At 60.6% G+C, this 25766-nt stretch carries 22 protein-coding genes, 1 pseudogene and 1 riboswitch; of the genes and pseudogenes, 12 read left to right on the top strand and 11 right to left on the bottom strand.

The genetic code is table 11. The features are described 5' to 3' along the window. Positions 1-136: 136 nt before the first annotated feature. Positions 137-718, bottom strand: a complete 582-nt coding sequence (locus tag AHA_RS02530; RefSeq protein WP_011704476.1) for a hypothetical protein — start codon at positions 716-718, stop codon at positions 137-139. Between the two features lie 211 nt (positions 719-929). On the opposite strand from AHA_RS02530, the gene AHA_RS02535 reads away from it, so the two are divergent. After that, a complete protein-coding gene (locus tag AHA_RS02535) occupies positions 930-2105 on the top strand; it encodes an iron-containing alcohol dehydrogenase (protein ID WP_011704477.1) in 1176 nt (391 codons plus the stop codon). Between the two features lie 204 nt (positions 2106-2309). Here the strand turns inward: AHA_RS02535 and AHA_RS02540 are convergent, their stop codons facing one another. The 3 genes from AHA_RS02540 to AHA_RS21675 all read right to left on the bottom strand — a co-directional run bounded on the left by AHA_RS02540 (position 2310) and on the right by AHA_RS21675 (position 4649). Beyond that, positions 2310-2939 (bottom strand): glutathione S-transferase family protein, encoded by a 630-nt coding sequence (locus AHA_RS02540; protein WP_162516645.1) that lies wholly within the window; start codon positions 2937-2939, stop codon positions 2310-2312. 108 nt (positions 2940-3047) lie between these two features. Further along, a complete protein-coding gene (locus AHA_RS02545) occupies positions 3048-4316 on the bottom strand; it encodes an O-acetylhomoserine aminocarboxypropyltransferase/cysteine synthase family protein (protein ID WP_011704479.1) in 1269 nt (422 codons plus the stop codon). A 156-nt stretch (positions 4317-4472) separates the two neighbouring features. Further along, positions 4473-4649: a hypothetical protein gene (locus tag AHA_RS21675; RefSeq protein ID WP_011704480.1), complete on the bottom strand. Its 177-nt coding sequence runs from the start codon at positions 4647-4649 to the stop codon at positions 4473-4475. A 100-nt stretch (positions 4650-4749) separates the two neighbouring features. Between AHA_RS21675 and sgrR the strand changes: the two genes are divergently transcribed. From sgrR to AHA_RS02560, 3 genes are read left to right on the top strand one after another with little or no spacing between them, the layout of a single operon-like run. Then, on the top strand, positions 4750-6483 hold the full coding sequence (gene sgrR / locus AHA_RS02550) for an HTH-type transcriptional regulator SgrR (protein WP_164927528.1): 1734 nt from the start codon (positions 4750-4752) through the stop codon (positions 6481-6483). 35 nt (positions 6484-6518) lie between these two features. After that, the gene (locus AHA_RS02555) at positions 6519-6914 is read left to right on the top strand and encodes an acyl-CoA thioesterase (protein WP_011704482.1); all 396 of its coding nucleotides are present in this window, start codon (positions 6519-6521) and stop codon (positions 6912-6914) included. 31 nt (positions 6915-6945) lie between these two features. Then, positions 6946-7659: a hypothetical protein gene (locus AHA_RS02560; protein WP_011704483.1), complete on the top strand. Its 714-nt coding sequence runs from the start codon at positions 6946-6948 to the stop codon at positions 7657-7659. Positions 7660-7723: 64 nt separating this feature from the next. Here AHA_RS02560 and AHA_RS02565 read toward each other — a convergent pair whose 3' ends face one another. Together AHA_RS02565 and AHA_RS02570 are read right to left on the bottom strand one after the other, a co-directional pair. Continuing rightward, positions 7724-8467: a lipase secretion chaperone gene (locus AHA_RS02565; RefSeq protein ID WP_011704484.1), complete on the bottom strand. Its 744-nt coding sequence runs from the start codon at positions 8465-8467 to the stop codon at positions 7724-7726. After that, on the bottom strand, positions 8464-9375 hold the full coding sequence (locus AHA_RS02570) for a lipase family alpha/beta hydrolase (protein WP_164927529.1): 912 nt from the start codon (positions 9373-9375) through the stop codon (positions 8464-8466). The genes AHA_RS02565 and AHA_RS02570 overlap by 4 nt, the downstream gene beginning before the upstream one ends. 290 nt (positions 9376-9665) lie before the next feature. Here AHA_RS02570 and AHA_RS02575 point away from each other — a divergent pair, with 290 nt between their 5' ends. After that, on the top strand, positions 9666-10091 hold the full coding sequence (locus AHA_RS02575; RefSeq protein ID WP_011704487.1) for a hypothetical protein: 426 nt from the start codon (positions 9666-9668) through the stop codon (positions 10089-10091). Between the two features lie 21 nt (positions 10092-10112). Beyond that, positions 10113-10727 (top strand): superoxide dismutase, encoded by a 615-nt coding sequence (locus AHA_RS02580; RefSeq protein ID WP_011704488.1) that lies wholly within the window; start codon positions 10113-10115, stop codon positions 10725-10727. A 53-nt stretch (positions 10728-10780) separates the two neighbouring features. On the opposite strand, the gene AHA_RS02585 is transcribed toward AHA_RS02580, so the two are convergent. From AHA_RS02585 to AHA_RS02595, 3 genes are all read right to left on the bottom strand, one after another. Beyond that, the gene (locus AHA_RS02585; RefSeq protein WP_011704489.1) at positions 10781-11806 is read right to left on the bottom strand and encodes a SanA/YdcF family protein; all 1026 of its coding nucleotides are present in this window, start codon (positions 11804-11806) and stop codon (positions 10781-10783) included. Positions 11807-11972: 166 nt separating this feature from the next. Then, on the bottom strand, positions 11973-14720 hold the full coding sequence (locus AHA_RS02590; protein WP_011704490.1) for a collagenase: 2748 nt from the start codon (positions 14718-14720) through the stop codon (positions 11973-11975). A gap of 503 nt (positions 14721-15223) precedes the next feature. Next, entirely contained in the window at positions 15224-15547 is a 324-nt protein-coding gene (locus AHA_RS02595) for a fimbrial protein (protein ID WP_065479870.1), read from the bottom strand. Positions 15548-15640: 93 nt separating this feature from the next. Then, positions 15641-15726: riboswitch (cyclic di-GMP riboswitch) on the bottom strand. Between the two features lie 1107 nt (positions 15727-16833). Here AHA_RS02595 and AHA_RS02600 point away from each other — a divergent pair. From AHA_RS02600 to AHA_RS02625, 6 genes are all read left to right on the top strand, one after another. Then, entirely contained in the window at positions 16834-17376 is a 543-nt protein-coding gene (locus AHA_RS02600; protein WP_011704492.1) for a fimbrial protein, read from the top strand. A gap of 99 nt (positions 17377-17475) precedes the next feature. Further along, positions 17476-17865 carry a hypothetical protein gene (locus tag AHA_RS02605; protein WP_029304496.1) on the top strand — a complete coding sequence of 130 codons (390 nt, stop codon included), beginning with the start codon at positions 17476-17478 and terminating at the stop codon, positions 17863-17865. Between the two features lie 67 nt (positions 17866-17932). Further along, positions 17933-20467 (top strand): fimbria/pilus outer membrane usher protein, encoded by a 2535-nt coding sequence (locus tag AHA_RS02610; RefSeq protein ID WP_011704494.1) that lies wholly within the window; start codon positions 17933-17935, stop codon positions 20465-20467. 10 nt (positions 20468-20477) lie between these two features. Then, entirely contained in the window at positions 20478-21209 is a 732-nt protein-coding gene (locus AHA_RS02615) for a fimbrial biogenesis chaperone (protein WP_011704495.1), read from the top strand. A gap of 4 nt (positions 21210-21213) precedes the next feature. Continuing rightward, a complete protein-coding gene (locus AHA_RS02620; protein WP_011704496.1) occupies positions 21214-22248 on the top strand; it encodes a fimbrial protein in 1035 nt (344 codons plus the stop codon). 11 nt (positions 22249-22259) lie between these two features. Beyond that, the gene (locus AHA_RS02625; protein ID WP_011704497.1) at positions 22260-22811 is read left to right on the top strand and encodes a fimbrial protein; all 552 of its coding nucleotides are present in this window, start codon (positions 22260-22262) and stop codon (positions 22809-22811) included. A 2-nt stretch (positions 22812-22813) separates the two neighbouring features. Here the strand turns inward: AHA_RS02625 and AHA_RS21990 are convergent. Further along, a pseudogene (locus AHA_RS21990) lies at positions 22814-24054 on the bottom strand (winged helix-turn-helix domain-containing protein). A 301-nt stretch (positions 24055-24355) separates the two neighbouring features. Further along, entirely contained in the window at positions 24356-25762 is a 1407-nt protein-coding gene (locus AHA_RS02635) for a 2-succinylbenzoate--CoA ligase (protein WP_011704500.1), read from the bottom strand. Positions 25763-25766 lie beyond the last annotated feature (4 nt).

Genomic DNA, 25766 nt, shown 5'->3' on the forward strand with positions numbered 1-25766 from the left:
GCACCATGAGCGGGCTGTCGATGCGATGCAGCACGGGCCGCTCTGCGCTGCCACCACGGCAACAAAAAAGGGAGGGCGGCTGCCACTCCCTTGTTGACCGGACGGCGTCCGGCCGCTGCATCGACTCAGGCCGTCGCTACTTCTTCTCGGGCAGGATGCCGATCCCCACCGCCTGGGTCTGCACGGCCTTGATCTGGTCGCCCTTGGCGATCAGCGCAAACTGGGCCGGGTTGTGTACCTTGAGCACCAGGGTGTGATCCACCCCCTTCACCGTGATGGTCTGCTGCCCCTTGTCGACCGCGATGACGTCGCCATAGAGAGTGACCTTTTTGCCGATCCCGGCGCCCGGCTTCTCACCTGCCTCGGCCTTGCCGGCCGCCACTTCCACGATGCGTTTTCTCACCCCGGCAGTGCCCTTGAGCAGCTCCAGATCCAGCATCTGCAGGTAGCGGAGCGCCACCACGTCGCCCACCTTGAGGTTGGCCAGGTTGGTGACCTGCTCACCGGCGACGATGTCGAACGCCTCGCCGGCGGCATTTTTCAGGCTGACCTTGCGGCTGGCCATATCGATGGCGGTGACCGTGGCCTGGGCCGAGACGGCCTCCACCAGGTTGGCCTTGCCAGGGGCCGTGGCGACTTCGGTCGCCACCTCGGCAGCCTGCGCCAGACAGGTCGAGAGGGAAAGCAAACCGGCAATCCATGCATGCTTGAGTTTCATGTGTCAGACCTTATGAGCAAAAGAGTGAAGAGGGCGGGAGCTGGGCGCTGAGGGTTGCGCACCCGGTTCCCAGAGAGACCATAGCAGAGCGGCACGGAAACAGGGGCGGCGCCGCACGACTTCCTTACGGCGGCCCGCCCCCCGCTGCGCAATCTGATAGCCGGCTCCCGTTTTTTGACCTGCCGGAGCCACAGGCGCACAATTCCCTTGCATGCATTCAACCGAGGGCTCTGCCGTGTACAACTTCCAATATGCCAATCCTACCCGCGTCTGTTTCGGTGAAGGCCAGATCGCCAAGCTGCCCGAACTGATCCCGGCCGGCAGCCGCCTGCTGGTGCTCTACGGCGGCGGCAGCATCAAACAGAACGGGGTCTATGAGCAGTTGACCCAGGCGCTGGCGGGACGGGAGTGGCTGGAGTTTCCCGGCATCGGCGCCAACCCCCAGTACGATCAGCTGATGGAGGCGGTAGCCCTGGTCAAGCGCGAGCGCATCGACTTCCTGCTGGCGGTCGGCGGTGGTTCCGTGGTGGATGGCAGCAAGTTCGTGGCTGCCGCGGCCTGCTTCGAGGGGGCGGATCCCTGGGAGATCCTGCTGCACAAGGCCCCCATCAAGGCAGCACTGCCGCTGGGCTGCGTGCTGACCCTGCCGGCCACCGGCTCGGAGAGCAACCCGGCCGCCGTGGTGAGCCGCGGGGAGGCCAAGCTCTCCTTCATGAACCCATTGGTGCAGCCGGTGTTTGCGGTGCTGGATCCCACGACCACCTACAGCCTGCCGCCGCGCCAGGTAGGCAACGGGGTGGTGGATGCCTTCGTCCACATCATCGAGCAGTACCTCACCTTCCCGGTGGGGGGCGAGGTGCAGGACCGGCTGGCGGAAGGGCTGCTGCAGGTGCTGGTGGACAACGGCCCGCGAGCGCTGGCGGAGCCCACCAACTATCAGGTGCGCGCCAATCTGATGTGGGCGGCCAGCCTGGCGCTCAACGGCCTCATCGGTCGCGGCGTGCCGCAGGACTGGTCCACCCACGCCATCGGTCACCAGCTCACCGCCCTGCACGGGCTGGATCATGCCCAGAGTCTGGCGGTGGTGCTGCCCTCGCTGCTGCGGGAACAATCGGGGCAGAAGCAGGAGAAGCTGGCCCAGTTCGCCGAGCGGGTATGGCACTCCAGCCGCGAGGACAAGGCGCTGCGCATCGAGGAGGCGATTATCCGCACCGAGCAGTTCTTCCAGCAGATGGGGGTGGGCACCCGGCTCGCCGACTACGGCCTGAGCGAGAGCTGCATCCCCGGCATCTGCTCCAACCTCAAGCGTTTCGGGCTGACCGCCCTCGGGGAGCAGCAGGACATAGATCCGGACAAGGTAGCCAGGATCCTGTCCCACGCGCTTTAAGTCAGGGGACTCGCGCCTGGCAATCAGAGTGGCGCGGATCCTCTCTCACCCCCTCTAGGCCTGAGGCCCTTGGCCAAGGGGCGATCCTGACAATAGGTGAAGCAAGGATCCTTTCTCACGTGCTCTGATCATCTGGCTGACGAGCAGAAAAAAAACGCCCCGATCATTGGGGCGTTTTGCATGGTGTCAGCGGGGCAGCGCCGTTTATCCGGCGCTGCGGTCCAGTTCGCGCTCCCGCGCCGCCGCCTTCTGGCGGGCCGGGTGAGTGTTGAGGCGCTGCCAGTAGGCCTGCAGATGCGGGAACTGGGCCAGCTGGCCGCTCTGGGCCAGCAGATCCACCAGGAAGGAGTTCAGGATGTCGGCACCGGTGAGGCGACCCCCCACCAGATATTGGCGGGTTGCCAGTACATCGTTGAGGTAGCCCAGCACCTTGGCGCACTCGGCTTTGGCGTAGTCCGGCAGGAAGCGCATCGGGCTGCCGTCCTTGCGCACGAACATGTCGAGCAGCAGCGGCAGAATGCCGGAGCTCTCGGCGAAGTGGAGCCACTGCAGGTACTCGGCATAGTCGGGGCTATCTTGAGCCGGTGCCAGCCGTTCCGGGGCATGGCGGGCGATCAGGTACTCGGTGATGGCACCGGATTCCGCCAGTACCCGGCCGTCGAACTCGATGACCGGCGACTTGCCGAGGGGGTGGATGGCCTTGAGCTCGGGCGGCGCCAGAAAGGTGGCGGCATCGCGCTGATACGCCTTGATCTCATAGGGCAGGCCCAGCTCTTCGAGCAGCCAGATGATGCGTTGGGAGCGGGATTTGTTCAGGTGGTGCAGGACTATCATGGAAACCTCGACGCAGTGACGGAAGGCGGTGATACGCAGCAGCGCGGTGGCGGGTTCACCGCTGGCCAAAAAAGAGCGGGCTGGATGCCCGCTCCTGCGTTGACTGACTCAGGCCTCCAGCGCCTGATCCAGATCCGCCAGAATGTCCTCGATGGCCTCGATCCCCACCGACAGCCGGATCATCTCAGGTTTCACGCCGGCTTTGGCCTGCTCCGCCTCGCTCAACTGGCGATGGGTGGTGGAGGCGGGGTGGCAGGCCAGCGACTTGGCATCGCCGATGTTGACCAGCCGCTTGAAGATCTTGAGCGCATCGTAGAAGCGCACGCCGGCCTCGTAGCCATCCTTCAGCCCGAACGAGAGGATGGCCGAGGGGCGGCCAGCCATGTATTTCTCCGCCAGCAGGTAGTGGGGGTGACCCGGCAGACCGGCGTAGCTGACCCATGCCACCTTGGGGTGGTGCTTGAGGTGGTGGGCCACCCGCAGGGCGTTGTCCACGTGGCGCTCCATGCGCAGGCTCAGGGTCTCCAGCCCCTGCAGCAGCAGGAAGGCGTTCATCGGCGCCAGTGCGGCGCCGGTATTGCGCAGCGGCACGGTGCGCACCCGGCCGATGAAGGCGGCCGGGCCAAAGGCCTCGGTGTAGACCACCCCGTGATAAGAAGGCTCGGGTTTGGTCAGCTGGGGGAAGCGCTCGGCGTGATCCGCCCAGGGGAACTTGCCCGAGTCGACGATGACGCCACCCAGCGAGTTGCCGTGGCCGCCGACATATTTGGTCAGGCTGTGGACGACGATGTCGGCGCCGTGTTCGATGGGTTTGCACAGCACCGGGGTGGCGACCGTGTTGTCGACGATGAGCGGCACGCCGCGGGCGTGGGCCACCTTGGCGAAGGCCGCCAGATCGACGATGTTGCCGGCCGGGTTGCCTATGCTCTCGCAGTAGACCGCCTTGGTCTTGTCGTCGATGAGGGCGGCGATGGCCTCGGCACTGTCATCCTTGGCGAAGCGCACCTCGACCCCGAAACTCGGCAGCATGTGGGCGAACAATGTGTAGGTGCCGCCATAGAGCTGGGGTGTGGAGACGATGTTGTCACCGGCTGCGGTCAGCGCCTGGATGGCGTAGGTGATGGCGGCGGAACCCGCCGAGACCACCAGGCCGGCGATGCCCCCTTCCAGCGCGGCCATCCGTTGCTCCAGCACATCGTTGGTGGGGTTCATGATGCGGGTGTAGATGTTGCCTGGTACCGCCAGATTGAACAGATCCGCCCCGTGCTGGGCGCTCTCGAACTCGTAGGCCACCGTCTGGTAGATGGGCACGGCAACGGCCTTGGTGGTGGGGTCGCTGGTAAAGCCGTGGTGCAGGGCCAGGGTCGCATCTTTCATCACACACTCCTTGTTGGATGTTGCTGGGTAGCAGTTATAGATGGATAGACGTCCAATCTATCAGGCCCAGCGTCGATGTAAACCACCCAATCCGGCAAAGCAATTGCGCCCGCTGGTGAACTGCGTTCTCCCTTGCGCGATCCGGGCGAGAGGGGCTCAGAGGCGGCGGCGATACTCCCGATCGTCGATCTGGTTCATATCCCACTGCATCAGGCGGTTGAGCTGGCTCATGGGATCCTCGATCAGGGTCAGCGGCCTGGGCAGGATCCGCTTGAAGTAACGGCGCAGGATCTGCTGGATCCGGTTCGGTTTGATGGGGTTGGCATGGCTCATGATGGTGCTCCTCTGCTGTGGTTCTCACGTTCGCCAGCAGTATTGAGCTAAAATGCGGAAGTAAAAACTGATGACTTTCAGCAACAGGATTTCCCCTTTTATGCCCACCAGTCGCCTCTACCAGCAATTCCAACGGCTCGCCCAGCAGCTTGGCTGCGACGAGCGGGAGATCAGCCTCGCCGAGGTAGCGGATCTGCTCTGCTGCACCCCGCGCAACGCTCGCCTGCTGCTGCGCCGCATGCAGGATCAGGGCTGGCTCAGCTGGGCGGCAGAAGCCGGGCGGGGGCGGCGCTCCCGGCTCACCCTGCTCGACAACCAGGAGAGCCTGACCCGGCGCCGGCTGCGGGATCTGCTCAGCCAGGGCCAGCTGGCGCAGGCGGTGCGGCTGGCCGAAGATCGCCTCGATCTGCTCACCCCGCTGCTGATCGAGCAGCTCGGCCAGGCTACCCGGGAAGGGCGCCAGATCCTGCGGGTGCCCTACTACCGGCCGCTGCCGCGCCTGCTGCCCACCGGCCCGCTGCGTCGCTCCGAAATCCACCTGAGCCGCCAGATCTTCAATGGCCTGACTCGGCGAAATGAGGAAAATGGGGAAATCGAGGGGGATCTGGCCCACCACTGGGAGTGTCTGGGCCCCTGCCACTGGCGCTTCTACCTGAGGCCGGCGGTGCGTTTTCACCACGGCCGCGAGCTGGTGGTGGAGGATGTGGTGGAGAGCCTGCTGGCCCTGCGGGATCGCCCGCTGTTTGCCCATCTGGCGCGGCTGGAGAGCCCCTGGCCGCGCACCCTGGATCTTCATCTCGACAGCCCGGATCCTCTGCTGCCCCAGCTGCTGGCCGAGCCGGTGGCGGCCATCCTGCCGCGCGAGCTCAAGGAGGAGGCGGGCTTTGCCCTGCAGCCGGTAGGCACAGGCCCCTACCGGGTGACCGCCAACGACCCGCTGCAACTGTGCCTCGAGGCATTCGACGACTACTTCGGCCTGCGGGCCCTGCTCGACGAGATCGACATCTGGATGCTGCCGGAGCTGGCGGAGCGGCTGGAGAGCCACCTGCAGCTGGGGCGCGACAGCCCCGAACTCGGCACCATGCGCGGCGAGTCCGAGCTGGAATCCGGCTGCTACTTCCTGCTGCAGGACGACAGATCCGCATCCTTGCAGGATCCCGCCCTGCGCCAGTGGCTGGCCGGCCTGCTCAACCCCATCGCCCTGATGGCGCGGGTCGCCCCCGAGCTGCAGCGGGGCTGGACCAGCGCGCTCGGTCTCTTGCCCCACTGGCGCGAGGCGCAGCCGGCCCCGCTGCCGATGCCGGAACAACTGCCGCGCCAGCTGGTGCTGGCCTGCTTCAACCAGCACCTGGAATTCAACGAGTGCGCCAACGCCATGAGCAGCCTGCTGGCAGAGCAGGGGATCCGGCTCGAGGTGCGCACCCTGGATTACGGCCGCTGGGTAAGCGGGGTGGACGAGGATGTGGATCTCTGGCTCGGCACCCTCAACCTGGAGCACGAACACGCCTTCGCCCCCTACGCCTGGTTGCAGGGCACCCCGCTGCTGCGCAAGGTGTGGGGCAGCCAGCAACGTCTGTGGCAGGGGCTGACGCAGTGGCGTGCCAGCGGCGAGGAGCCGGGGCCGCGCGCCCTGCTGGCAAGCGTGCAGCAGCAGGGCTGGTTCGTGCCGCTGTTTCACCACTGGCTGGAGCTGGAGAGCCGGGTCGGCGTGCACGGGGTACGGATGACGGCGCTCGGCTGGTTCGATTTTCGCAGCGCCTGGCTGCGCCCGGAGCTGGCCGTCGGCGGCGGCGATACGACGGGGGAGCTTGAGTCCAAAGGCGGGCCGCGTTAGCCTGAGCGCGGTCCAACGACAAGGAGTCGATATCCATGCTGGAAATGCAGATCCAACCCCGTTTTCAAGAGACAGATGCCCTCGGCCACATCAACAACACGGTGCCGGCGGTCTGGTTTGAATCGGCCCGCGACCCGCTGTTTCGCATCTTCTCCCCCGAGCTGGATGTGCACAACTGGCATCTGATCATCGCGGGCTACACGGTGCAGTTCAAACGGGAGCTGTTCTACGGCCAGCAGGTATTGATCAAAACCGGGGTCCGCCGCATCGGCTCCAGCTCCTTCACGCTCTGGCAGGAAGCCTGGCAGGGGGACGAGCTGGCGGTGACCGCCGAAACCACCCTGATCCATTTTGACTACCAGTCCCGCCAGTCCATTCCCCTGAGCGATCGCCACCGGGAGGGGCTGCGGGCCTGGCTGATAGAAAGCTAACCTTGGCCCACCGGCCAATCACAGGACACTTATGCGCAATACCGTGATCGCCCTGAGCCTCGGCTTGGGACTGGGGCTCTGCTCCCTGCCTTCCGTGGCGGCCTCCCTCGCCGAGCAGTTCTCCCTGATGGAAAAGGGGGCCGAGAGCGCCCTCGATACCCGTCTGTTCAGCCACGACGGCGTCGACATCAAGGCCTGGGTGGATGGTGCTCCCGTCATCATCGCCGTGCCCATCATGAACGAGCAGGGCAAGCTGGAAGGGGAGAGCCGCTACTACTTCAAGGGCGGCAAGCTGTTCGGGGTGAAGGAGCCCGCCGCCCAGTTCGCCTTTGACGACGGCGGCAAGCTGACCCAGTGGCTGGACGAGAAGGGGCAGCCCGCCGAGTTCGTCAGCAAGATGAGCATGCAGCAGCGGGAAGTCTGGCTTACCAAACGGGCGGCCGAGCTGGGCAAACTGTTTGCCCAGAGCCCGGCCGAACAGAAGGCGGCCAAGGGGGGCGTCAAGCTCAAGGGAGCGGAGCTCGCCCACTGGCTCTGCAACGGCAAGCTGATGGCACTGGCCGGGGGCGACAAGGTGACCTTCGAGCAGGCCAAGCTCAAGACCCGCGCCGAGGGTATCGAGGGGGAAGTCTCCCTGCGCCAGGAGAAGGGGTGGCAGGATCTGAGCCTCAAGTGCGAGGTGCAGGGATCCCAGGTGACCCGCCTTACCTGGCAGCCGCTGCCGGGTGCCAACAAGCCGCAGTAAGCGCGGCAGTATCAAAGCAAGGGGCCCAGATATGGGCCCCTTTTTATTTTGGTTATTGTGGCGGTTACTCGCCCAGCCTGAGCCGGGTGAGGGCCTCCACCCGCCGCCATTGGTCGGGCTCGAACCAGCGCGCCAGGATCTCCGGTTGCTGTTCGGCCCGCCGCTCGGCGGGCAGGGGCTTGCTCTCGGCCAGATAGCCGGCCAGCTGCTGCTCGAACCCCTGCTGACTCTCCGCCAGCTGGTGCAGCCGGTCCGCCGCCTCCGGCCCCAGCTGCTCGCGCAGCACGGCGTCACGCTCGGCCGCCGGCAGCCGCTCCAGACTCTGCAGGTCGCCGAGCAGGCGGCTGTTGGCCTCCGCCTCCCGAAACCACTGGGGCTGCTCCGCTAGCCAGAGCTCAAGCTCGCTCGCCAGCAGCGGCTTGTCGGCATCGCCAGCCTCCGCCAGCGCCTTGCGGCGCAGGGTCCACTGCTCCATCAGCCGATCTTCGGCAAACAGCTGCTCCTGCTCGGCCGGGGTGAAGCTCTGCTGGCGCAACTGCTCGCGCTCGTCGAACAGCACCTGCAGGCTGGCCAGGCCCGGATCGGTCGGTACCGTCAGGCTGCCCTCGGCGGCGAGAAAGGCTTCATAGCGGGCCTGCAGCGAGCTCTCATCGGGCGAGGAGGCCGCTTGCCGGGCCAGGGGGGAGCTCGGCCCGGCCTCGTCCACCGGGGGAGTGGCTGGGGTGGAGTTCGGGGCGGGCCACAGCTGCCAGCCGCCCAGCAGCAGGGCCGCACCCAGCGGAGCGGCCATCAGCCATGCCTTGTTCATAACCCCAGTCTCTGCAGGCGGTTGGCGTGCTGGCGATAGAGGCTGATCGGGTCGGTCTCGAACAGGTGGCGAATGCCGAACGACTGGTTCACCTCGTCCAGGTGGTTCATCCGGTAGTCGGTGCCGATCACCTTGCCGAGGTGGCTGCTGCATACTCCGACCAGGCCGTCGTTGGGCTCCTTGAAGAAGCTGCCGGTCAGCGCCAGCGCCGGATCCACCGGATCCAGGATGTTTGTCATGGTGCCGCGCCCGCTCCAGGAGAAGTAGTAGACCCCGTTGGCGGCCTGCATGGGCCCTTCACCGCAGTACTGGTTGGGCAGCCCCTCCGGGTAGCGCTGGTTGAAGCGCTGGGCGCCGGCGCTGGTGAGGGCGTCGAGGGCGGCGAGGGGATCCTGCGGCAGCTGGCTACCGCCGGAGAGCAGCGAGATGACCCCGGACAGGGCGGAGGCGGCGGCCACCGCCAGCTTCTCGGCCACCGAGCCTGGTGCCACGTTGGCGCGCACCAGATCGGCGATCTCCGAGCCGTAGTTGACCCCGCCCACACTGGTGGCGGAGGCGACCAGCTCAGGGGCGACCGAGGCGACATAGCGAATGGTGGGGCCGCCGTGGGAGTGGCCGATGAGGTTCACCTTCTCCGCCCCGGTGATGGCGAGCACCTGCTGCACCTGCTTGAGCAGCTGCTCACCGCGCAGTTCCGAGCTCTGGGTGGCGGAGACCTGGGCCACGTAGACCCTGGCGCCATCCCGGGTCAGCGCCTGGGGGATGCCGTAGAAGTAGTCGACCCCGAGCAGCTTGTCGAAGCCGAACAGACCGTGCACCAGCACTATGGGGTAGCGGGTCTGGGTATAACCTGCCGCCTGGCCCAACATGGGCAGGGCGCACAGCAGCACCAATAGCCATTTTTTCATCTTGTCCATCCTTGTGAATAAGGTTGCCGCAGCGGCAACCACCGGCCTCATGCCAGTACCGACCAGCATGATGGAGCGGGACATTTGCATCTGTGCAAATGATCACCAAACAGACAGATTCAAAAAAGCCCTACCCATATGGGCAGGGCTGTTGGCGGTGCCGGCACAACTATCCCTTGTGTTCGCCGCTCACATAAGTTAAATAATAATTATTATCATTTGTGGTGTTGAGGATCATGGCGGCGAGCTGGGTAAGAGGATGGGTGGGGACGGAGGAGAGCGACAGCAGCATGGTGCACTGGAAGGTGCAGACCATGAGCGGCAATCGCCACTTCGATGCCGGTGAGCACGGCAAGGCGCTCTCCTGCTATCAGCAGGCGCTGTGGCTGGCCCGCCAGCAGTTTACCGGCTGGCACGACGTGGATGAGGCGGTCGCCGCGCTGGTGGTGGCCCACCACAATCTGGCGGATCTGCTGGTCGCCATGGCGCGGCCGGAGCGGGCTGCCGACCTGCTGTGCCACATCCACGACTGCCTGCTTGCCACCAGCCAGTCGCCGGCCAGCCCAGATCCTCTGCGAGATGCGGCCCTGCGCCACACCCGCAGCACCCATGCCGAGCTGCTCGCCTTCCTGCGCAAACACGGCAACCACGACGGCATCCGCCGCTGCCTCGGCCAGTGCCTGTGCCAGACCGAGTCCGCCCGCCAACTGCATTAATCACAATAAACAGAGGTGACCATGAGCCATACCCTGCCAGCCCTTGCCTATGCCTATGACGCGCTGGAACCCCACATCGATGCGCTGACCATGGAGATCCATCACAGCCGTCACCATCAGACCTATATCAACAACCTCAATGCCGCCCTGGCCGATCTCCCCGAGCTGGCGGCGCTGCCGGTGGAGGAGCTGCTTGCCCGCTTCGACAGCCTGCCTGGCAAGGTGCAGGGGGCGGTGCGCAATCACGGCGGCGGTCATGCCAACCACAGCCTGTTCTGGCAGGTGATGAGTCCGCAGGGGGGTGGCGAGCCGGGCGGCGAGCTGGCCGCGGCGATCCTGCGGGACCTAGGCGGACTGGAGGCCTTCAAACAGGCCTTTACCCAGGCGGCGCTGAGCCGTTTTGGCAGCGGCTGGGCCTGGCTGGTGGTCGATCGGAGCGGCAAGCTGCAGGTAGTGAGCAGCGCCAACCAAGACAGCCCCCTGCAGGATGGGCAGGTGCCCATCTTGGGGCTGGATGTGTGGGAGCACGCCTATTACCTGAAGTACCAGAACAAGCGTCCCGACTACATAGCCGCGTTTTACAACGTTATCGACTGGAGCGAGGTAGCGCGGCGTTACGTGGCGGCGCTGGCCTGATCGCCGGAAATACCGAGCCCAATGAAAGAGACCCGCCTGTTGGCGGGTCTCTGCTATTGAGGGGTCAGCGCACTGCTGGTTGGCGGCGCCGCACTGGCGGCAGCCGGGTTATCCACGGGCGTAACTTCGCTCGGCACGGCTGTATTGGTGGCTGGGATGTTGCCGGCTGGCGTTGCCGCACTGGCGGCAGCCGGGTTATCCACGGGCGCTGCCTCGTTTGGCACGGCGGCGCTGGTGGCCACGGCACCGCTGGTTGCCGCCGCCGCACTGGTGGCGGTTGCAGCGCTCACTGCCGCTGCCGGCTTGGCTTTCGGCTTATGAGGGGGCGGTGCAATGGGCAGGCAGGGCTGGCTTGCCCCTATGGTGCTCAACGCCTGGCAGGGGACCGGGCCGCCGATGACGATGGGCTCGCCGAGGAACTTGGGACCCTTGTCCAGCACATAGAGGTCGAGCAGCCCCATCAGGCGGGCGAACACCTCGCGCACCCGGGTCTTGATGCCCTGATAGGCGCTGGGATCCACGGCGTTGAAGCCGACCGCCTCGATGCCGAAATGGCGGGCGATGAAGATGGCGCGCTCGTTGTGAAAGGCCTGCGAGACCACGGTGAAGTGGGCCTGACCGAACACCTCCTTGGCCCGCACGATGGAGTCCAGAGTCCGAAAGCCGGCGTAGTCGCTGTAGATGGCGTTGGCCGGGATGCCGGCCTGGATCAGGGCCCGCCGCATCTGGCGCGGCTCGTTGTACTGCACGGTGGCGTTGTCGCCGGAGACCAGGATGTAGTCCACCTTGCCGTTGTTGTAGAGCTCGGCGGCGGCCTTGATCCGGTACTTGAAGTAGTGGTTCGGGCTGCCGCCAATCAGGTACTTGGAGGTGCCGAGCACCAGGGCGACCCGGTTGTAGGGCACCGCATTGACGTCGTCGTAGGTGTAGTGACGGGCGTCCGAGACGGTCCACTCGCTGTAGCCCAGCAGTGTGGCGACGGAGGCCAGCAACAGGCAGAGGCAGGCGAGCAGGATCTTGGCAAACTTCTTCATGCGCGGTGCGGTTCGGGTCTGAAGTAAGAGGTGACAGAGGGTCATTCTATTACAAGTTGCCGCCGTACGTCAGGCTTGATGACCGCCGAAGACGTCACTCGGGCAGAGGTTGTCGCAGGGAGAGGTCGGCTAACTGCTTGATCCTGAGCCGATTAAAATCGTTCATAAGCAGGGGCGGCCATGGCCGCCCCTTGTCATAGCCGTCTCGTCCTCAGTGGGAGGAGTCGTTGGCCTTGCACTCGTCGGAGTCCTTGTTGGCTTCCCACCAGGGCAGCAGCTCGCGGCCGAGCCACTGCTGGTAGGCCTCGCTGTCATTGGCAATCAGCTGGTCCAGCTCGGCTTCGAAGGTGCTCATGGCCTGCTGCTGATCCGGGTTGCGCAGGGCCTGGGCCATGGCCAGCCAGCTGGCGCCGCGACCGGTTTCGTTCAGGAAGCGGTGCACCGTGTAGGACCAGGAGTAGACCATCTCGCCACCCTTGTCGTAATCCAGGTGCAGGATGTCGGCCAAGGCCGGACGATCACTGGCAGGACGGCCGGCGACGTTGTCCAGACCGCGGGCGAAGCACTGGCCGTGGGCGATGAACTCCGCCAGCCCTTCCGACCACCAGGTGGTGCGGTTGAGCGGGTAGTGGCCGAAGCTGCCGTACTGGTTGAAGCGGCCGTCCAGGTAGTGCACATACTCGTGGCGCAGGTTCCACACCTGGAACGCTGGGCGCTTCCACTCCGCCTCGTAGGCGAAGAAGCGGGCCTGGTTGCCGGGGCGAGCCGGATCCCCTTCGAGGTAGATGCCGCCGTTGTCGGTGGAGACGCCGCCGAACAGAGCACTGCCATAGCGTTTCCAGTCGGCGGAGGAGTTGAAGACCACCAGTTCCAGCGCCTCGTTGTGATCGTCCGCCACCGGCTGCCAGCCGGTCTCCATCTGTTGATGGAACTGCTGCTCTTCGGCACCCAGTTCACGGCAGATCCCTTCGGCCTGATCCATGGTCAGGTCCTGGGCCCGCAGGCGCAGGGTCGGCGAGCAGGTGTGCTCGAACGGCAGCACGTCCTCCACCCGGACAGGGGTGCAGAGCCCGGCGAAGTCACCGCTGATGCAGGCCTCGCTGGTGCGGTCCGTGTAGGTCAGGTAGTAGGTGGAGAGGGTCAGTGACATGTCTTCCAGCAGATCCTGACTCTGCTGGCCACCGGGGATCAGGTTGTGGTGGCGAACCAGTGCGATGACGGAGTCATCCAACAGTTTGCGATAGCCGTCGAGCTCGTCCGGGCGGGTATAGCGGGCGACCCGGTAGAGGCGGGTGTAGGCATCCAGCACGTTGTTGAGCAGGAACAGATCGGCGCCATCCCGTCCCTTCCACAACGCGAGTTCGCTCATGCCGAGGGCGTGCAGCTGCTTGCGCAGCTCACCGTCCTGTTGGCGGAAGTCGTTGGCGAAGGGGTCGCTGTAGTCGCTGGCGAAGTCGAGGAAGTTGAGCAGATCGAACAGGCCGGTTGCCCAGGCGTGCTGACCGTTGATCTCGCTGGCATGGCGGGTGCTGTAGGCCAGCATCTGGTTGAACTCGCCGAGCAGGGTGCCAAAGCGGCTCTGCACTGCTGGGCTCTTGAACTGACCGTGCAGGGCGATGCTCCAGGCACCCATGACTGCACCAACCTCGTCGCTGGCCTGCTCCGGGAAGAGCAGCGGATGGGCGCCCAGCGCCGTCAACGCCTCGGCCAGCGCCTCGGCGGCGGCCGGGCCGTCTTCCTTGTGCTTGCCGTAGTTGTGGTAGTTGTGGGCACGCACGTATTCCAGCAGCAGCTTCATGGCTGGATGGGCCGGCTGATTGGCCGCCAGCAGGCTCTGGATGCCGCGCGACACGGCCAGCAGCTTGGTGTCATCGTGACCATAGTTCTCCTGCCAGACCGGCGCAGGCTGGCCACTGGCATCCTGCACTATCTTGGCCGCTTCGGCGTCCAGCAGCTCGGTGCCCGGCAGATCTGGCTCGGAACAGGCGCGGCCGTCGGCACGGCGACAGTCGAGCTGCTCTTCCTTGCTGGCCAGCACGATGGGGTGGTTGAGCACCCGGCTCTCCTGCCACTCGGTTGTTTCCGGCAGGGTCTGCCATTCGCTGCCCCCCACCGGGTATTGATAGCCGGTGTCCTTCAAGACCACCTGCACTTCGCTGCCGGCGGGCAGGGTCTGGCGGCACACCCGGTAGCTGATGGTCTTGTCCCCTTCCTGACGGGTCTGGGGTTCATCGCACTCTTGCTGGGTCTTGGCTTGTTCCAGCAACCAGGTGTACTGGCGCCAGACGTGCAGCTCGCTCACCTGCTTGGCGGCCTGGCTGCCCACGATGGGCTGCAGGCGGAAGAAGATCTGCTCGAGGCGGCCATCCCGTTCATTGGGGGTCTCTTCCAGCACCTTCAACTGCTGCCAGTTTTGCGGCTGGTACTGCCATGCCTGCTCGGCGCAGCGGCCTTCGGCGTTGAGCTCGCAGCGATCCAGTTCCTGCTCGCTGTGACCCAGGATGACCCGCTCCGCCAGCGGCAGACGATCCTGACGCGGCGCGGTCGGGGTGCCTGCCAGTGGCTCCCAGCGGCCCTGCTTCATGCCGTAGCCATAGTCATAGCTGCTGGCCGGAACGGCCTTGCCAGCCGGCACCACCTCTTCACAGCTGAGGTAGCGGATCTGCCAGCCCAGCTCGATCTTGAGCTGCGGCTCGCCGCACTGCTGTTCTGCCAGCGCAGCCAGGTTGGCATCGCTCCAGTCGAAGCGGCGATACACCCTCAGCTGCTGATAGGGGGCGCCGCCGCTGCGGGCGCTCAGCTCGTAGGTCACTTCGGTGAGACGATCTCCCAGCTGACGGCTGGATTCACCTTTGAGTTGATACTGTTGCCAGTCGGAGGGGGAGTAGTTGGCCAGCGCCGAAGTGGCAAACAGGCCCGGTGCTGCCAGCAGCAGCAACCTGGTACCCAGATTGTTCATTTTTATCCCTTTGCTTGATTGTCTGCGTGATTGACGCGTGCAATCTAGTCAGCCCCAAAGGGATATCAACCCACCAATCAGGCCATATAAATCATTTATTTAGATTAAATCAAAACAAAGTGAGCCCCATTGGGGGCCTGGTTGATAGCAAGGACTCATCTGCCATCTGGGGGGGATCTCAGTCTGAGGCCGGCAACTGTGATCAACGTCTCGTTTGAGGTTCTTTTGCCAAGCGGGAATGCGACAGTAGCAAGCTGGGTAGCAAGCAGGGAAAGTGCTGATCTGCCTGCGTAGAAAGCCGAGTATCGCAGTGAGTATCGTAGTGAAAAGCCGCCGGGCGGCAGTTGGCATGGCAACCGAGGAAAACGGGAGGGGGATTGGTGGATGGAGAGCAGTGATTAACGATGCAACCTAGGGGAGGCTGTGGGGGCTCATCCTGCAAAAGGCGAACAGATCCGCCCGAGGTAATGAACAACCCCGGGCAGATGGCAGGAACGACCCGATCAGAGGTAGCTGACGGTGACGATGGCCATGTTGCTGCTGCCGGCAGACAGCTTGTACTGCATGGTGCTGCTGATGGTATTGAGGCTGCCGGCTTGCTGCAGGCTGGCCAGATCCAGGGTCTGGCGCTGGGTGCCGGAATAGCAGGTCACGCTGTTGTCGGCGAAGTCGCAGGGGGCTTCGTAGATAGTGCCGGTGAAGGTGATGGTGCCGTCGGCAGCGGAGGCAGTGGCAGGCAGCAAGGCAGCACCCAGCAGCATGGCTGCCGCAGCAGAAGAAGCGAAACGGATGGCGCTGTTGCGAACGGAAGCGGTGGAAGTGTTCATTTTTATGTCCTTTTCGTCACATGTCGTTGTACGAAAAGGGCAACGCAATCAAAGAGAATGACACAGATACAACTGATGACATCGCTCTTCTCAGATGGCAGCTCCGCTGTCTTAGGTTATGAACCCTTAGACCGGTGGCTTTGCGTCCCGACCTTTCGACCGGTTTGCCCTTTACTCTATGTTTAGATGATAACACCCCACTTTGAGAAATCAATCGCCATAAAAAAGTGTGGGATATCAGTCACAAATAAAATTTTATATATGACCGTGACAGGAAATATATGGTCTGGCCCATATTAGGCGGTATATATCCAATCTTGTTCATCACTATTGACTACTGGTTTTCGACGAAGCCTTATTCTGTGGTGAACATACATGACTAGCATCTGGTGAATTAAAACCAGGGTCACACAGGAAGGTGGCAACAGCAGAGATATCAACTTTCCTCTATGCCTAATGGGTTAAAATGATTACCTGATTACCTGATTACCTGATTACCTGATTACCTGATTACCTGATTACCTGATTACCTGATTACCTGATTACCTGATTACCTGATTACCTGATTACCTGATTACCTGATTACCTGATTACCTGATTACCTGATTACCTGATTACCTGATTACCTGATTACCTGATTACCTGATTACCTGATTACCTGATTACCTGATTACCTGATTACCTGATTACCTGATTACCTGATTACCTGATTACCTGGCGATATAAGCGAGCCGTTTTGACTATTGCTTTATAGGTATTTTTAGAATCGCCTAAAATACTGCTCAAACATTATTTTGTTGTGTTTTTGTTAATGATTGTTAAGTGATTAAAAATATCCGGCTTCAAATTATGCAATGGGTGTTTGCTATATGAACGCTATTTATTTCATGGCGTTCGCCAATGTTCCGATTTAACTTTAAGTGATTGTTTTATAAGTGTTTATATCTGAATTTATAAAAATCAAAATGTATTTGATGTGCATCATATGAGTCGTTAATTTGTCCATCAAGCAAAAGCGGAACACGGCTTTCTGCACAGACGACAAGGATGTATGTAGTTGTGCAGTTGAGGTGTAGCGGGAACTGCCCCTGATGCGGTGTGCTGCTTTTGCTTATTTAAATAGACCTTAAAAGGCACAGCTGATTATTGGCATGACCCCTCACCGGCTTAATGAGAGGTTGGGCACCAGCAGTTGCTGTGCAGTATATCGCGGCATCACTGAAGATCGTGACTCCAGCATGATTGGAGTGATGCAGTACAACACACGTTAATGTAGGTATAAACGAATGAAAGCTAACAAGATTCTGGTTGCTATGGGTGTTGGTTCCATGTTGCTGTGCGGCTCCGCTGTTGCTGCCGGTGGCGCTGGTTCAGGCAAAGTCACCTTCAATGGTGAAATCATCAACGCTCCTTGCTCCGTTGCTCCTGAGTCTGTTGACCAGGTAGTTGAAATGGGTCAGATCAGCACCAAAGAGCTGGCCAGCGGTGGCGAGTCCAACTCCAAGCCGTTCAGCATCAAGCTGCTGAACTGTGAAATCTCCGACAAGGAAGATGCCGTCAAGGTAACCTTCAGCGGTGCCAAAGACCCGGTAGATTCCAGCCTGCTGGTTATCGGTGGTGGTGACGCCGCTGGTGCCGGTATCAAGATGACCGCTCCGGGTGGTGCCCCGATCGTGCTGGGTACTCCGACTGCCGCCTTCGGCCTGGTCAACGGTGACAACGAGCTGCCCTTCAGCGCCGTGCTGAAAGGTTATGCCGATCAGACCGCCAACCCGCTGAAAGCCGGCGCTTTCACTGCAGTGACCAACTTTACTCTCTCCTACGAGTAATAGAGTGCCTTAACGTGTGATCAGGGTTGTGGTGGTGCGAACCACCACAACCTCACACATTCTGTCTCCTCACATCGAACCTTGATCATGAAAACTTCAATGATGGCAGCCATGGTACTGCAGCTGGTGATGATGGCGGGGTCAGTCCACGCCAATGAACTCACGGATGGACTGGCCGAATCGGGCTGTACGCTGGAGGTGCTGCGCAGCATTCCGCTGCAGGCTCGGCAGCCGGGCACGCTGAAAATCAGCGGCTGTCAGGTTGAAGGGGCGACGGAGGCATCACTGCCTTTTATTTCCATGTCCGTGCGCGGTGCCATGAGCGATGAGCTGGGCATTCTCAACAACGGCCAATATCACAAGGTATCCGGCGAACGCTTTATTGTTTCGGATATCGTCAATAGTGATCTGGAATTCAATTTGGGGCTCACCAGCAGTCAGCTGTTTTTCCAAGACAGTACGACGCTGTTTGAACTCAATTATATGTAAGCAAGCCAATTGCTTAGTGTAGATACCTCATTACGTGAGACCGTTATGCAATTCCTAGAGTGAAAATATGAGCGTTTCAACATCAGACTCTGTGAGAAAAAAACATTATTCAAAAATGGTTTTCATGCTATGCGTGCCCGGCCTGATGGCGGTGGCAAATCACGCATGGGCAGAAACGGAGTTTAATATTGATGCGCTCGATCTGGACGAACGGACCAAGATCGACCTCTCCCAGTTTGCCGACGAAGGTTACATCCTGCCCGGCGACTACTACCTCGAGATCGAGGTCAACAAGAACAAGCTGCCCCTGCAGAAGATCCCTTTCTACGAGACCGATACCGGCAAGGGAAAGGGTGGGGTGGCCTGCCTGCCGCAAGAGGTGATCCCCAAGCTGGCGCTGACCGACGAGGCCATCGCCAAGATCGATACCTGGCACGATGGCCAGTGTGCTAACCTGCTGGCGCTGGACGGTGTGGTGATCGCGAACGACATAGGTAACGGCTTGCTGCGCATCGCCGTGCCCCAGGCGTGGATGAAGTACAGCGATCCCAACTGGATTCCGCCCGAACAGTGGGATGAAGGGATCCCGGGGATGATGCTGGATTACAACATCAACGCCCAGGTCAATGAAGGGGATGGTTACTCCAACCGCAACATCAGCAGCTACGGTACGCTGGGGTTCAACTATGGCGCCTGGCGCCTGCGGGGCGACTACCAGGCCAATGCCTACTGGGGTGACAACGAGCGGACCACTTCCGAGCTGAACCGCATCTATGCCTATCGTCCGCTGCCAGACATGGCCGCCAAGCTGACGGTGGGTGAGCAGCAGCTCAACTCCCAACTGATCGACGGCTTCCGCTATACCGGCGTCAACCTGGCCAATGATGAGCGCATGCTGCCGCCGAGCCTGCAGGGCTATGCGCCGGAAGTAAGCGGCATCGCCAAGACCAACGCCAAGGTCACCATCTCCCAGTCCGGCCGCATCCTCTATGAGACCAACGTGCCGGCCGGTCCGTTTCGCATCCAGGGGCTGGACAGCTCGGTACGCGGCCGCCTCGACGTGCGGGTAGAGGAGCAGGATGGCAGCGTCAACTCGTTCCAGGTCGATACCGCGACCGTCCCCTATCTGACCCGTCCCGGCTACGTCAGATACAACCTGGCGGTCGGCGCACCTTCCGAACAGACAGATTCGGTGCACGATGTGCATGGCCCGGCCTTTGTGACCGGAGATTTCTCCTGGGGGGTGGCCAACTCCTGGTCGCTGTACGGTGGCAGCCTGGTTGCGGGTGAATACAACTCCATGGGGCTGGGTATCGGTCGCGATCTCTATGCCTTCGGCGCCATCTCGGCCGACCTGACCCAGTCCATTGCCAAGCTGCCGGGCCTGTCGACCAAGATTGGCCAGTCGGTGCGGGTGAACTACGCCAAGCAGTTTGATGAATACAACAGCTCGATCACCTTCGCCGGTTATCGTTTCTCCCAGCACAACTTTATGACCATGTCGCAGTTCCTGAGCAACAAGGAGCGGCTGGAGAAGAACGAAACGACCTCGAGCGATGACTACAACACCTGGGGTGACAAGGAGCTCTACACCATCACCGCCAACAAGACCTTCTGGGCGGAGGATGCGGCCAAGGCGCTGACAGTCTATCTGGACTACACCCACAGAACTTATTGGGAGCACGATGCCGAGGATCGCTACGGCCTCACCATCAACAAGAACGTGAACATCGGCAGCTTCAAGGATGTCTCCGTCTATGTGTCGGCCTACAAGACCAAGACCGAGAACTACGAGGATGACAAGAGCGTCATGCTGACCCTGAGCATGCCGATCGGGGACAGAAAGAGCGCGGGATACAGCGTGCAGTCCTCCAATGGCAAGGTCACCCATCTGGCCACCTATCAGGATTACAGCCGGCCGGACGATACCTATCAGCTGGGGGCGGGCGTGCAGAGCAACGGCCATGCCGTGGCGCGGGGCTACTACAACCACAACAGCGACATCGGGGCGGTCAGCCTCAATGCCTACAGCGTGCAGAGCGAATACACCTCGGTCGGCGCCAGCCTGCGTGGCGGTCTGACGGCGACCCAGCACGGTGCAGCCCTGCACCAGGCGACCCGTCGTGGCGGTACCCGGATGATGGTGGACACCGACAAGACCTCCGGCGTCTCCTTCAACAACGGTCGCGCCGTAACCAACCGCTTTGGCGTCGCGGTGATCAGCGACATGACCGACTATCGCAAGAGCGACACCCGGGTGGACGTGGATCAGCTGAGCGATGACATCGATGCGATGAACGCCATCAAGCAGGGGACCCTGACCGAGGGCGCAATTGGGTATAATGCCTTCGAAATGGCCGAAGGGTTCAAGCTGCTGGCCAACGTCAAACTGCCCGATGGTTCAGTGCCGCCGTTTGGTGCCACCGTCGTCAAGGATTCCGGCCGGGTGCTCTCGGTGGTGGATGAAGATGGCCTGGTCTATCTGACCGGGGTGAAACCGAATGAAGCGTTTGAACTCTCCTGGGGCGGCGCCCGCCAGTGCAAGATAGTGGCGCCGCAACAAGTAACCGATCTGTCGATGAAGACTCTCACTTGCAAGTAATGGGATACCGATGAAAAAGCTGCTCTCTTATACCTGTCTGGCCGTGCTGGGCATGACCTCGCTCAACGTCAGCGCTGCCATCGTGCTGGACCGTACTCGTGTCGTCTATCCGGGCGGTGCCAAGTCCATCAGCCTCAACATCAAGAACGAGAACCAGAAGCTGCCCTACCTGGCGCAGTCCTGGATTGAAGATGCCCAGGGTCAGAAGATCGCGTCTCCCTTCGCGGTGCTGCCGCCGGTACAGCGGGTGGATGCGAACCAGAAGTCCATCGTGCGGATCGCCAGCGTGCCGGCCATCGACAGCCTGCCCAAGGATCGCGAGTCCATCTACTACTTCAATCTGCGCGAGATCCCGCCCAAGAGCGAGAAGAGCAACGTGATGCAGATTGCCGTGCAGTCCAAGATCAAGCTGTTCTACCGCCCAGAGGCCATCCTGCCCGAGCGCGGTGCCATCTGGCAGGATCAGGTGTTGATCACCAAGCTGGGCAAGGCCCTCAAGGTCAACAACCCGACTCCTTACTACATCACCTACGTGGGCCTAGGCCATCCGCAGGGCAAAGGGAGAACCGCGATGAAGGGCTTCTCGGCCTTTATGGTTGCCCCCAAGTCAGAGCAGACGGTCACCATCCCGGAAGCACTGGGCAATGAATTTGTGATCAGCTACGTCAATGACTACGGCGGATATATGGATATCAAATACCAGTGTAAAGGTGACCGCTGTGAAAGCGTTAAAGAGAAGTAAGCTAATGCTGCGTAAAGCTTCGATTGCGGGTCTACTGCTGAGCTTACTATATCCAGCGCTCTCATATGGCAATGGGTATGTATACCCTGACGGTGGTACATATGAATATGATATAGACTTGGGTAACTCTAGCATTAAAAATGAAAAAGGCTATGAAACCAAGCCGCCATTGGAGTGGGATTTAAAAAGACAATATAACGCATCAATAGATTGCTCTAATGGGAGAATAAAAGGGCCTACATATTTCAAGGCGATCATGAATGAGTCTATTCCACCTGTCGGTGGTGGATTTATGAAATTGAACGAGTTTTTGGATATGAAGGTTGAGATATGGTTTGAGGGGAATAGACGGACTTATGTTACGGCTCCATTTACCGAAGAAAGTAATCGGTTGGAATGGACTTGTTATTCACCATCTGATCGCTTTAGTTATCGTAGCGGTAGTAAGGGTAAAGTTACCTTCAGAGTAAGAAAACCCATAATAAACGGAGTTCAAATAGAAGACCGTAAGGTCGTCGAGATGTTTGGTCGCTTGGGAGGAAGTGCTGCAAATGGCTATGGCCCTATGGCTATGTCTCGGATAATAATAAAGTCTGCACTCTTATATGTCCCAGAGGAATGTACAATTAATGGGGGGCAAACAATAGAAGTAGAATTTGGTGATTTACCTGGGAATGGGCTTGATGGTAATAACTTTGAAAAGACTGTCCCACTAACCTTTCAATGCAAGGGTGGAGAGTTTGAAGGTAATGCACTGAAGATAAATCTTGGTATTTCAGGGAAAGCAGCATCTTTTAGTGATGAATATTTGAGAACAACTAAAGATGGCTATCAAGGGGGGGCTGTGATTCCTGATCTTGGGATTAAGTTCAAGCAGTTGGATGGCTCTCAGATGAGCATCAATAAGTTCTATCCTGTTTCCATGCAGGGAAATATTGGTGACTGGGGCTTTATTGCCGCACCGGTATCGCCAGCAGGGGCAGATGTGGCCGCGGGCGATTTTTATGCTACCGCCACCATAGTTGCCGAATTCCAGTGAGAGACAGTTATATGTTACGAACATTGTTGATCAGTTTGATGCTTAGCCCGTTGATTGCTGTTGCAGCTATACCTCGTGCTGGTGATGGATTGGAACTGCGTGGTGACAAGCTAAACCTCCATGGCCGGATAATCGACCAGCCCTGTGTGGTCGCCCCCGAATCCCTTGAGCAGGAGGTCGAGATGGGGGTGGTCGATGTCAAGCAGCTCTATGCCAACGGGGCCGGGGAGCAGGTACCTTTCTCCATCCGCCTGACCAACTGCAAGCCGGGGATTTTCCGCATGGCCAAGGTGACCTTTACCGGCTCGAAGGATGCCCAGCTCAGCGGCGGGCTGGCCTTTACCGCGGGCATTGCCAAGGGCGCCGGCATCCGCTTGTATGACGTGACCCAGACACCCCTGGATCTGGGCACTCCCTCCCGCGGTTATTTGCTGGGCGGCAGCGCAGACAATGAACTGCAATTCTTTGCCCGGGTGGAAGGGCACCCGGACGCGCTGGCGGCCAAGAACATCCAGCCCGGTGACTATTCTGCCGTTGCCAACTTCATCGTTGCTTATGAATAAACTCAGAGGTCATTGCGCTGGATGACCTTTGAATTGCCGAGGCTGGGCCAGGTGATGACGCCACCCAGATAATTGGAGAGGTAAATGCCGCCCGGCAACTGAACAAATTGTGCCGTTTGTTTGGGTGGTGTCAGCGCCGCTACCAGGGTTGCTACCATGCCATTGCTGGTCAGTGCCTGCTGATCAATGAAATTGACGATGGTATTTTTCACCTCGACCGAAATATCGCCATCATCCCGCTCCAGATCCCCGACGGAATCCAGATTGAACAGTGTTTTGCCCTGATTGTCGGTGGCGATCACGGTTGCCACCACTATTTCCCTGTTCATGGTGACAATGAATTTGCTCTTTCTGGTCATCTCCACCCAGTTGTCCGGCGCCTGGCAATTGCTGTGATAACGGACTGTGGTATCTGGATTGTTGTAATAGTTGTGGGAAACATTGTCTCCCTGCTGGGTCATGGTGGTGATCACACATTGCACTTCTTCCGCCACTGGATGACCGCTGCGCAGCAGAAACACATTCTCGGATAATTTCCTGCTGTTATTGTCGATGGAGAAATAGCTGATGGCTTCTTTACCGACCAGAATGGAAACCTGTTCATCCGCCTTGCGTGAAATACGCTGTATCAAGGGGATCAGAGAATCGATTTTCACATTCAGCGCTTTTTCCGTCTCGCTGGTCATATAGAGTAGAGGGAAATCTGGCTGAGATTGATGGTACGCAGCGTATTTGCCGTCGCATAGTTATAGATGACGATGGCCAGCGAAGTCAGTGAGACCAGCAGCAGAGCAAACAGCAGAATACGCTTTGGGCTGAAATAGCGGTCATATTTGCGGCGAGTATATTGCCGTCTGGCCTGAGGCGCATGAGAAGGATTCGCCGCTTGCGTTTCTTCATTTGGTGCAGCTTCTTCGGTCTCTCCTGCGGCCTCAATAGGGGCACAAAAGATATATCCCACGCGTGGAATGGTATCGATCGCATCCATTAAACCGAATGATTCCAGCTTTCTTCTCAATGAGAGGATCTGCCGGTTCAGGTTGGTATCGGTATTGTCCTGGTTTGGCCACAAGGCATCTTGCAGTTTGCTTCTTGGAATGACACTGCCTGCCTCATCACACAGCATTTCGAGCAGCTCGGCTTCTTTGTTGCTGAGCTTGATGTCCTTTTCTCCCTTAGAGAGTCGGAATATTGCCGCGGAGAAAAATATCTCCTCTGCAATTTTATAATTTTTGTTACTCATGTGTGACTCGCCTTACTGCCAAGGAGAGCATTTTACCACCATGCAGTCTTTGTTCAAATAATGCAAAATTGACAATATCTTTAACTATCAAACGGTTACCTTTCCATTGAAATGCATGATGGCGGATATGGTACTACAGGTAATTAATTCAGTTCAAAAAACGTGCAAAAAAATAGCCATTTATGTAATCGTTCTCACTTACTTGGGGCAGTGAGGGGGATTTTGACACCGCCAGCATTTTCTTTCGAATAATGTGCGTATTTGGATGACTCCTGCATGCCAAGTCCTGTCGCAGGAGTGATTATTGCGCCTTAAGAATATTCTGATATTGCCTGCGCTGCGGCTTGAGGTGACCGCCCAGATCGGGCCAGGGGTGCCACTGGTCCGGCACCATGAAACCGGGCAGGGTCTGCCGGATCCAGGCCGCCAGCTCGGCAGGGGGCACCGGCTCGCCATGCCACTCGATGAAGGCGGCCGGGCGCTGCCCCCACTCATCGCTCGGCACCGGCACCACCAGCGCCTGTGCCACGGCGGGGTGATCCACCAGCCGCTGCTCTATGGTCTCGGGCTGGATGTTCTCACCCCCGGAGATGAAGAGGTTGTCGAGCCGCCCCTCCACCACCAGTTCACCATCGACGGTGAAATGCCCCTTGTCGCGGGTGTGGAACCAGCCTGCCTCATCGAGCGGCCGCTCTAGCCCGCCTTGTTTGAAGTAGCCGGCAAACAGGGTGTCGCCGCGCACGCAGATCTCCCCCTGCTGGATGCAGACCTCCCGTCCCGGCAGTGCCTTGCCCACCACGCCGGCGGTGGACGGCTGGCCGGTGCAGACCTGGCTGCCCATCTCGGAGAGGCCGTAACTCACCTTGGGCACCAGCCCCATGGCGCTCAGCCGGTTCACCAGGGGCTGGGGAATGGCGGCGCCGCCGAGCAGCAGCTCGCGCAGCCGGGTTCTGGCGGGATCAAAGCCTTCTGCCAGCAGTCGCCAGAGCTGGGTCGGCACCAGGGAGAGGTGGGTAATGGGTTGCTGCTCGAGCCGCTCCCTGAGCGGGCGGCGGCGATCGTCCAGCACCAGGGCAGCACCCGCCAGAAAGACCCGGAACAGGATGGCGTAACCGCCGACATGAAACAGCGGCAGGGAGAGCAGCCAGCCGCACTCGGCGTCGAGCGGGATCACGGCGGCCGATCCCCGCGCCGAGGCCAGATGATTGGCCAGCCGGTGTACCACGGCCTTGGGCGTGCCGCTGGACCCCGAGGTGAGGATCATGTTGTTGAGCCGGGCAGGATCCAGCATGCAGTCGCCTTCGTCCGCCACCAGCTCATGGGTGAAGTCGAGTCGCAGTGGCTGCCAGTTGCCGGTCGGGATCTCGCCTGCCGACCAGCAGGCCCTGACGGCGAGCAGGGCCGCCAGCTCCGCTTGCCGCGCCAATGGAAAGGCGGGGTTGAGCGGGCAGAAGACGATGCCGCTGCGCACGCAGGCCCAGGCCAGCAACAGGTCGGGCAGGGCGCCGCGCACCACGGCGGCGAGGCGATCACCGGCCTGCAGGCCCGCCTGCCCCAGCTGCCGGCACAGGCCGTTGAGTCTGATATCTAGCTGTTGGTAGGTGAGCGGGTCGGCGGCGTGAATGGCGATGCGGTCCGAGGCGGACCTCGCCCAGTGACGCACCGGGCAGGGTTGCAGAGGGTGGTGATGGTCAGATAGCGGTGGCATGCAG

It is taken from the genome of Aeromonas hydrophila subsp. hydrophila ATCC 7966, from assembly GCF_000014805.1.
Taxonomy (GTDB): Bacteria; Pseudomonadota; Gammaproteobacteria; order Enterobacterales; family Aeromonadaceae; genus Aeromonas; species Aeromonas hydrophila.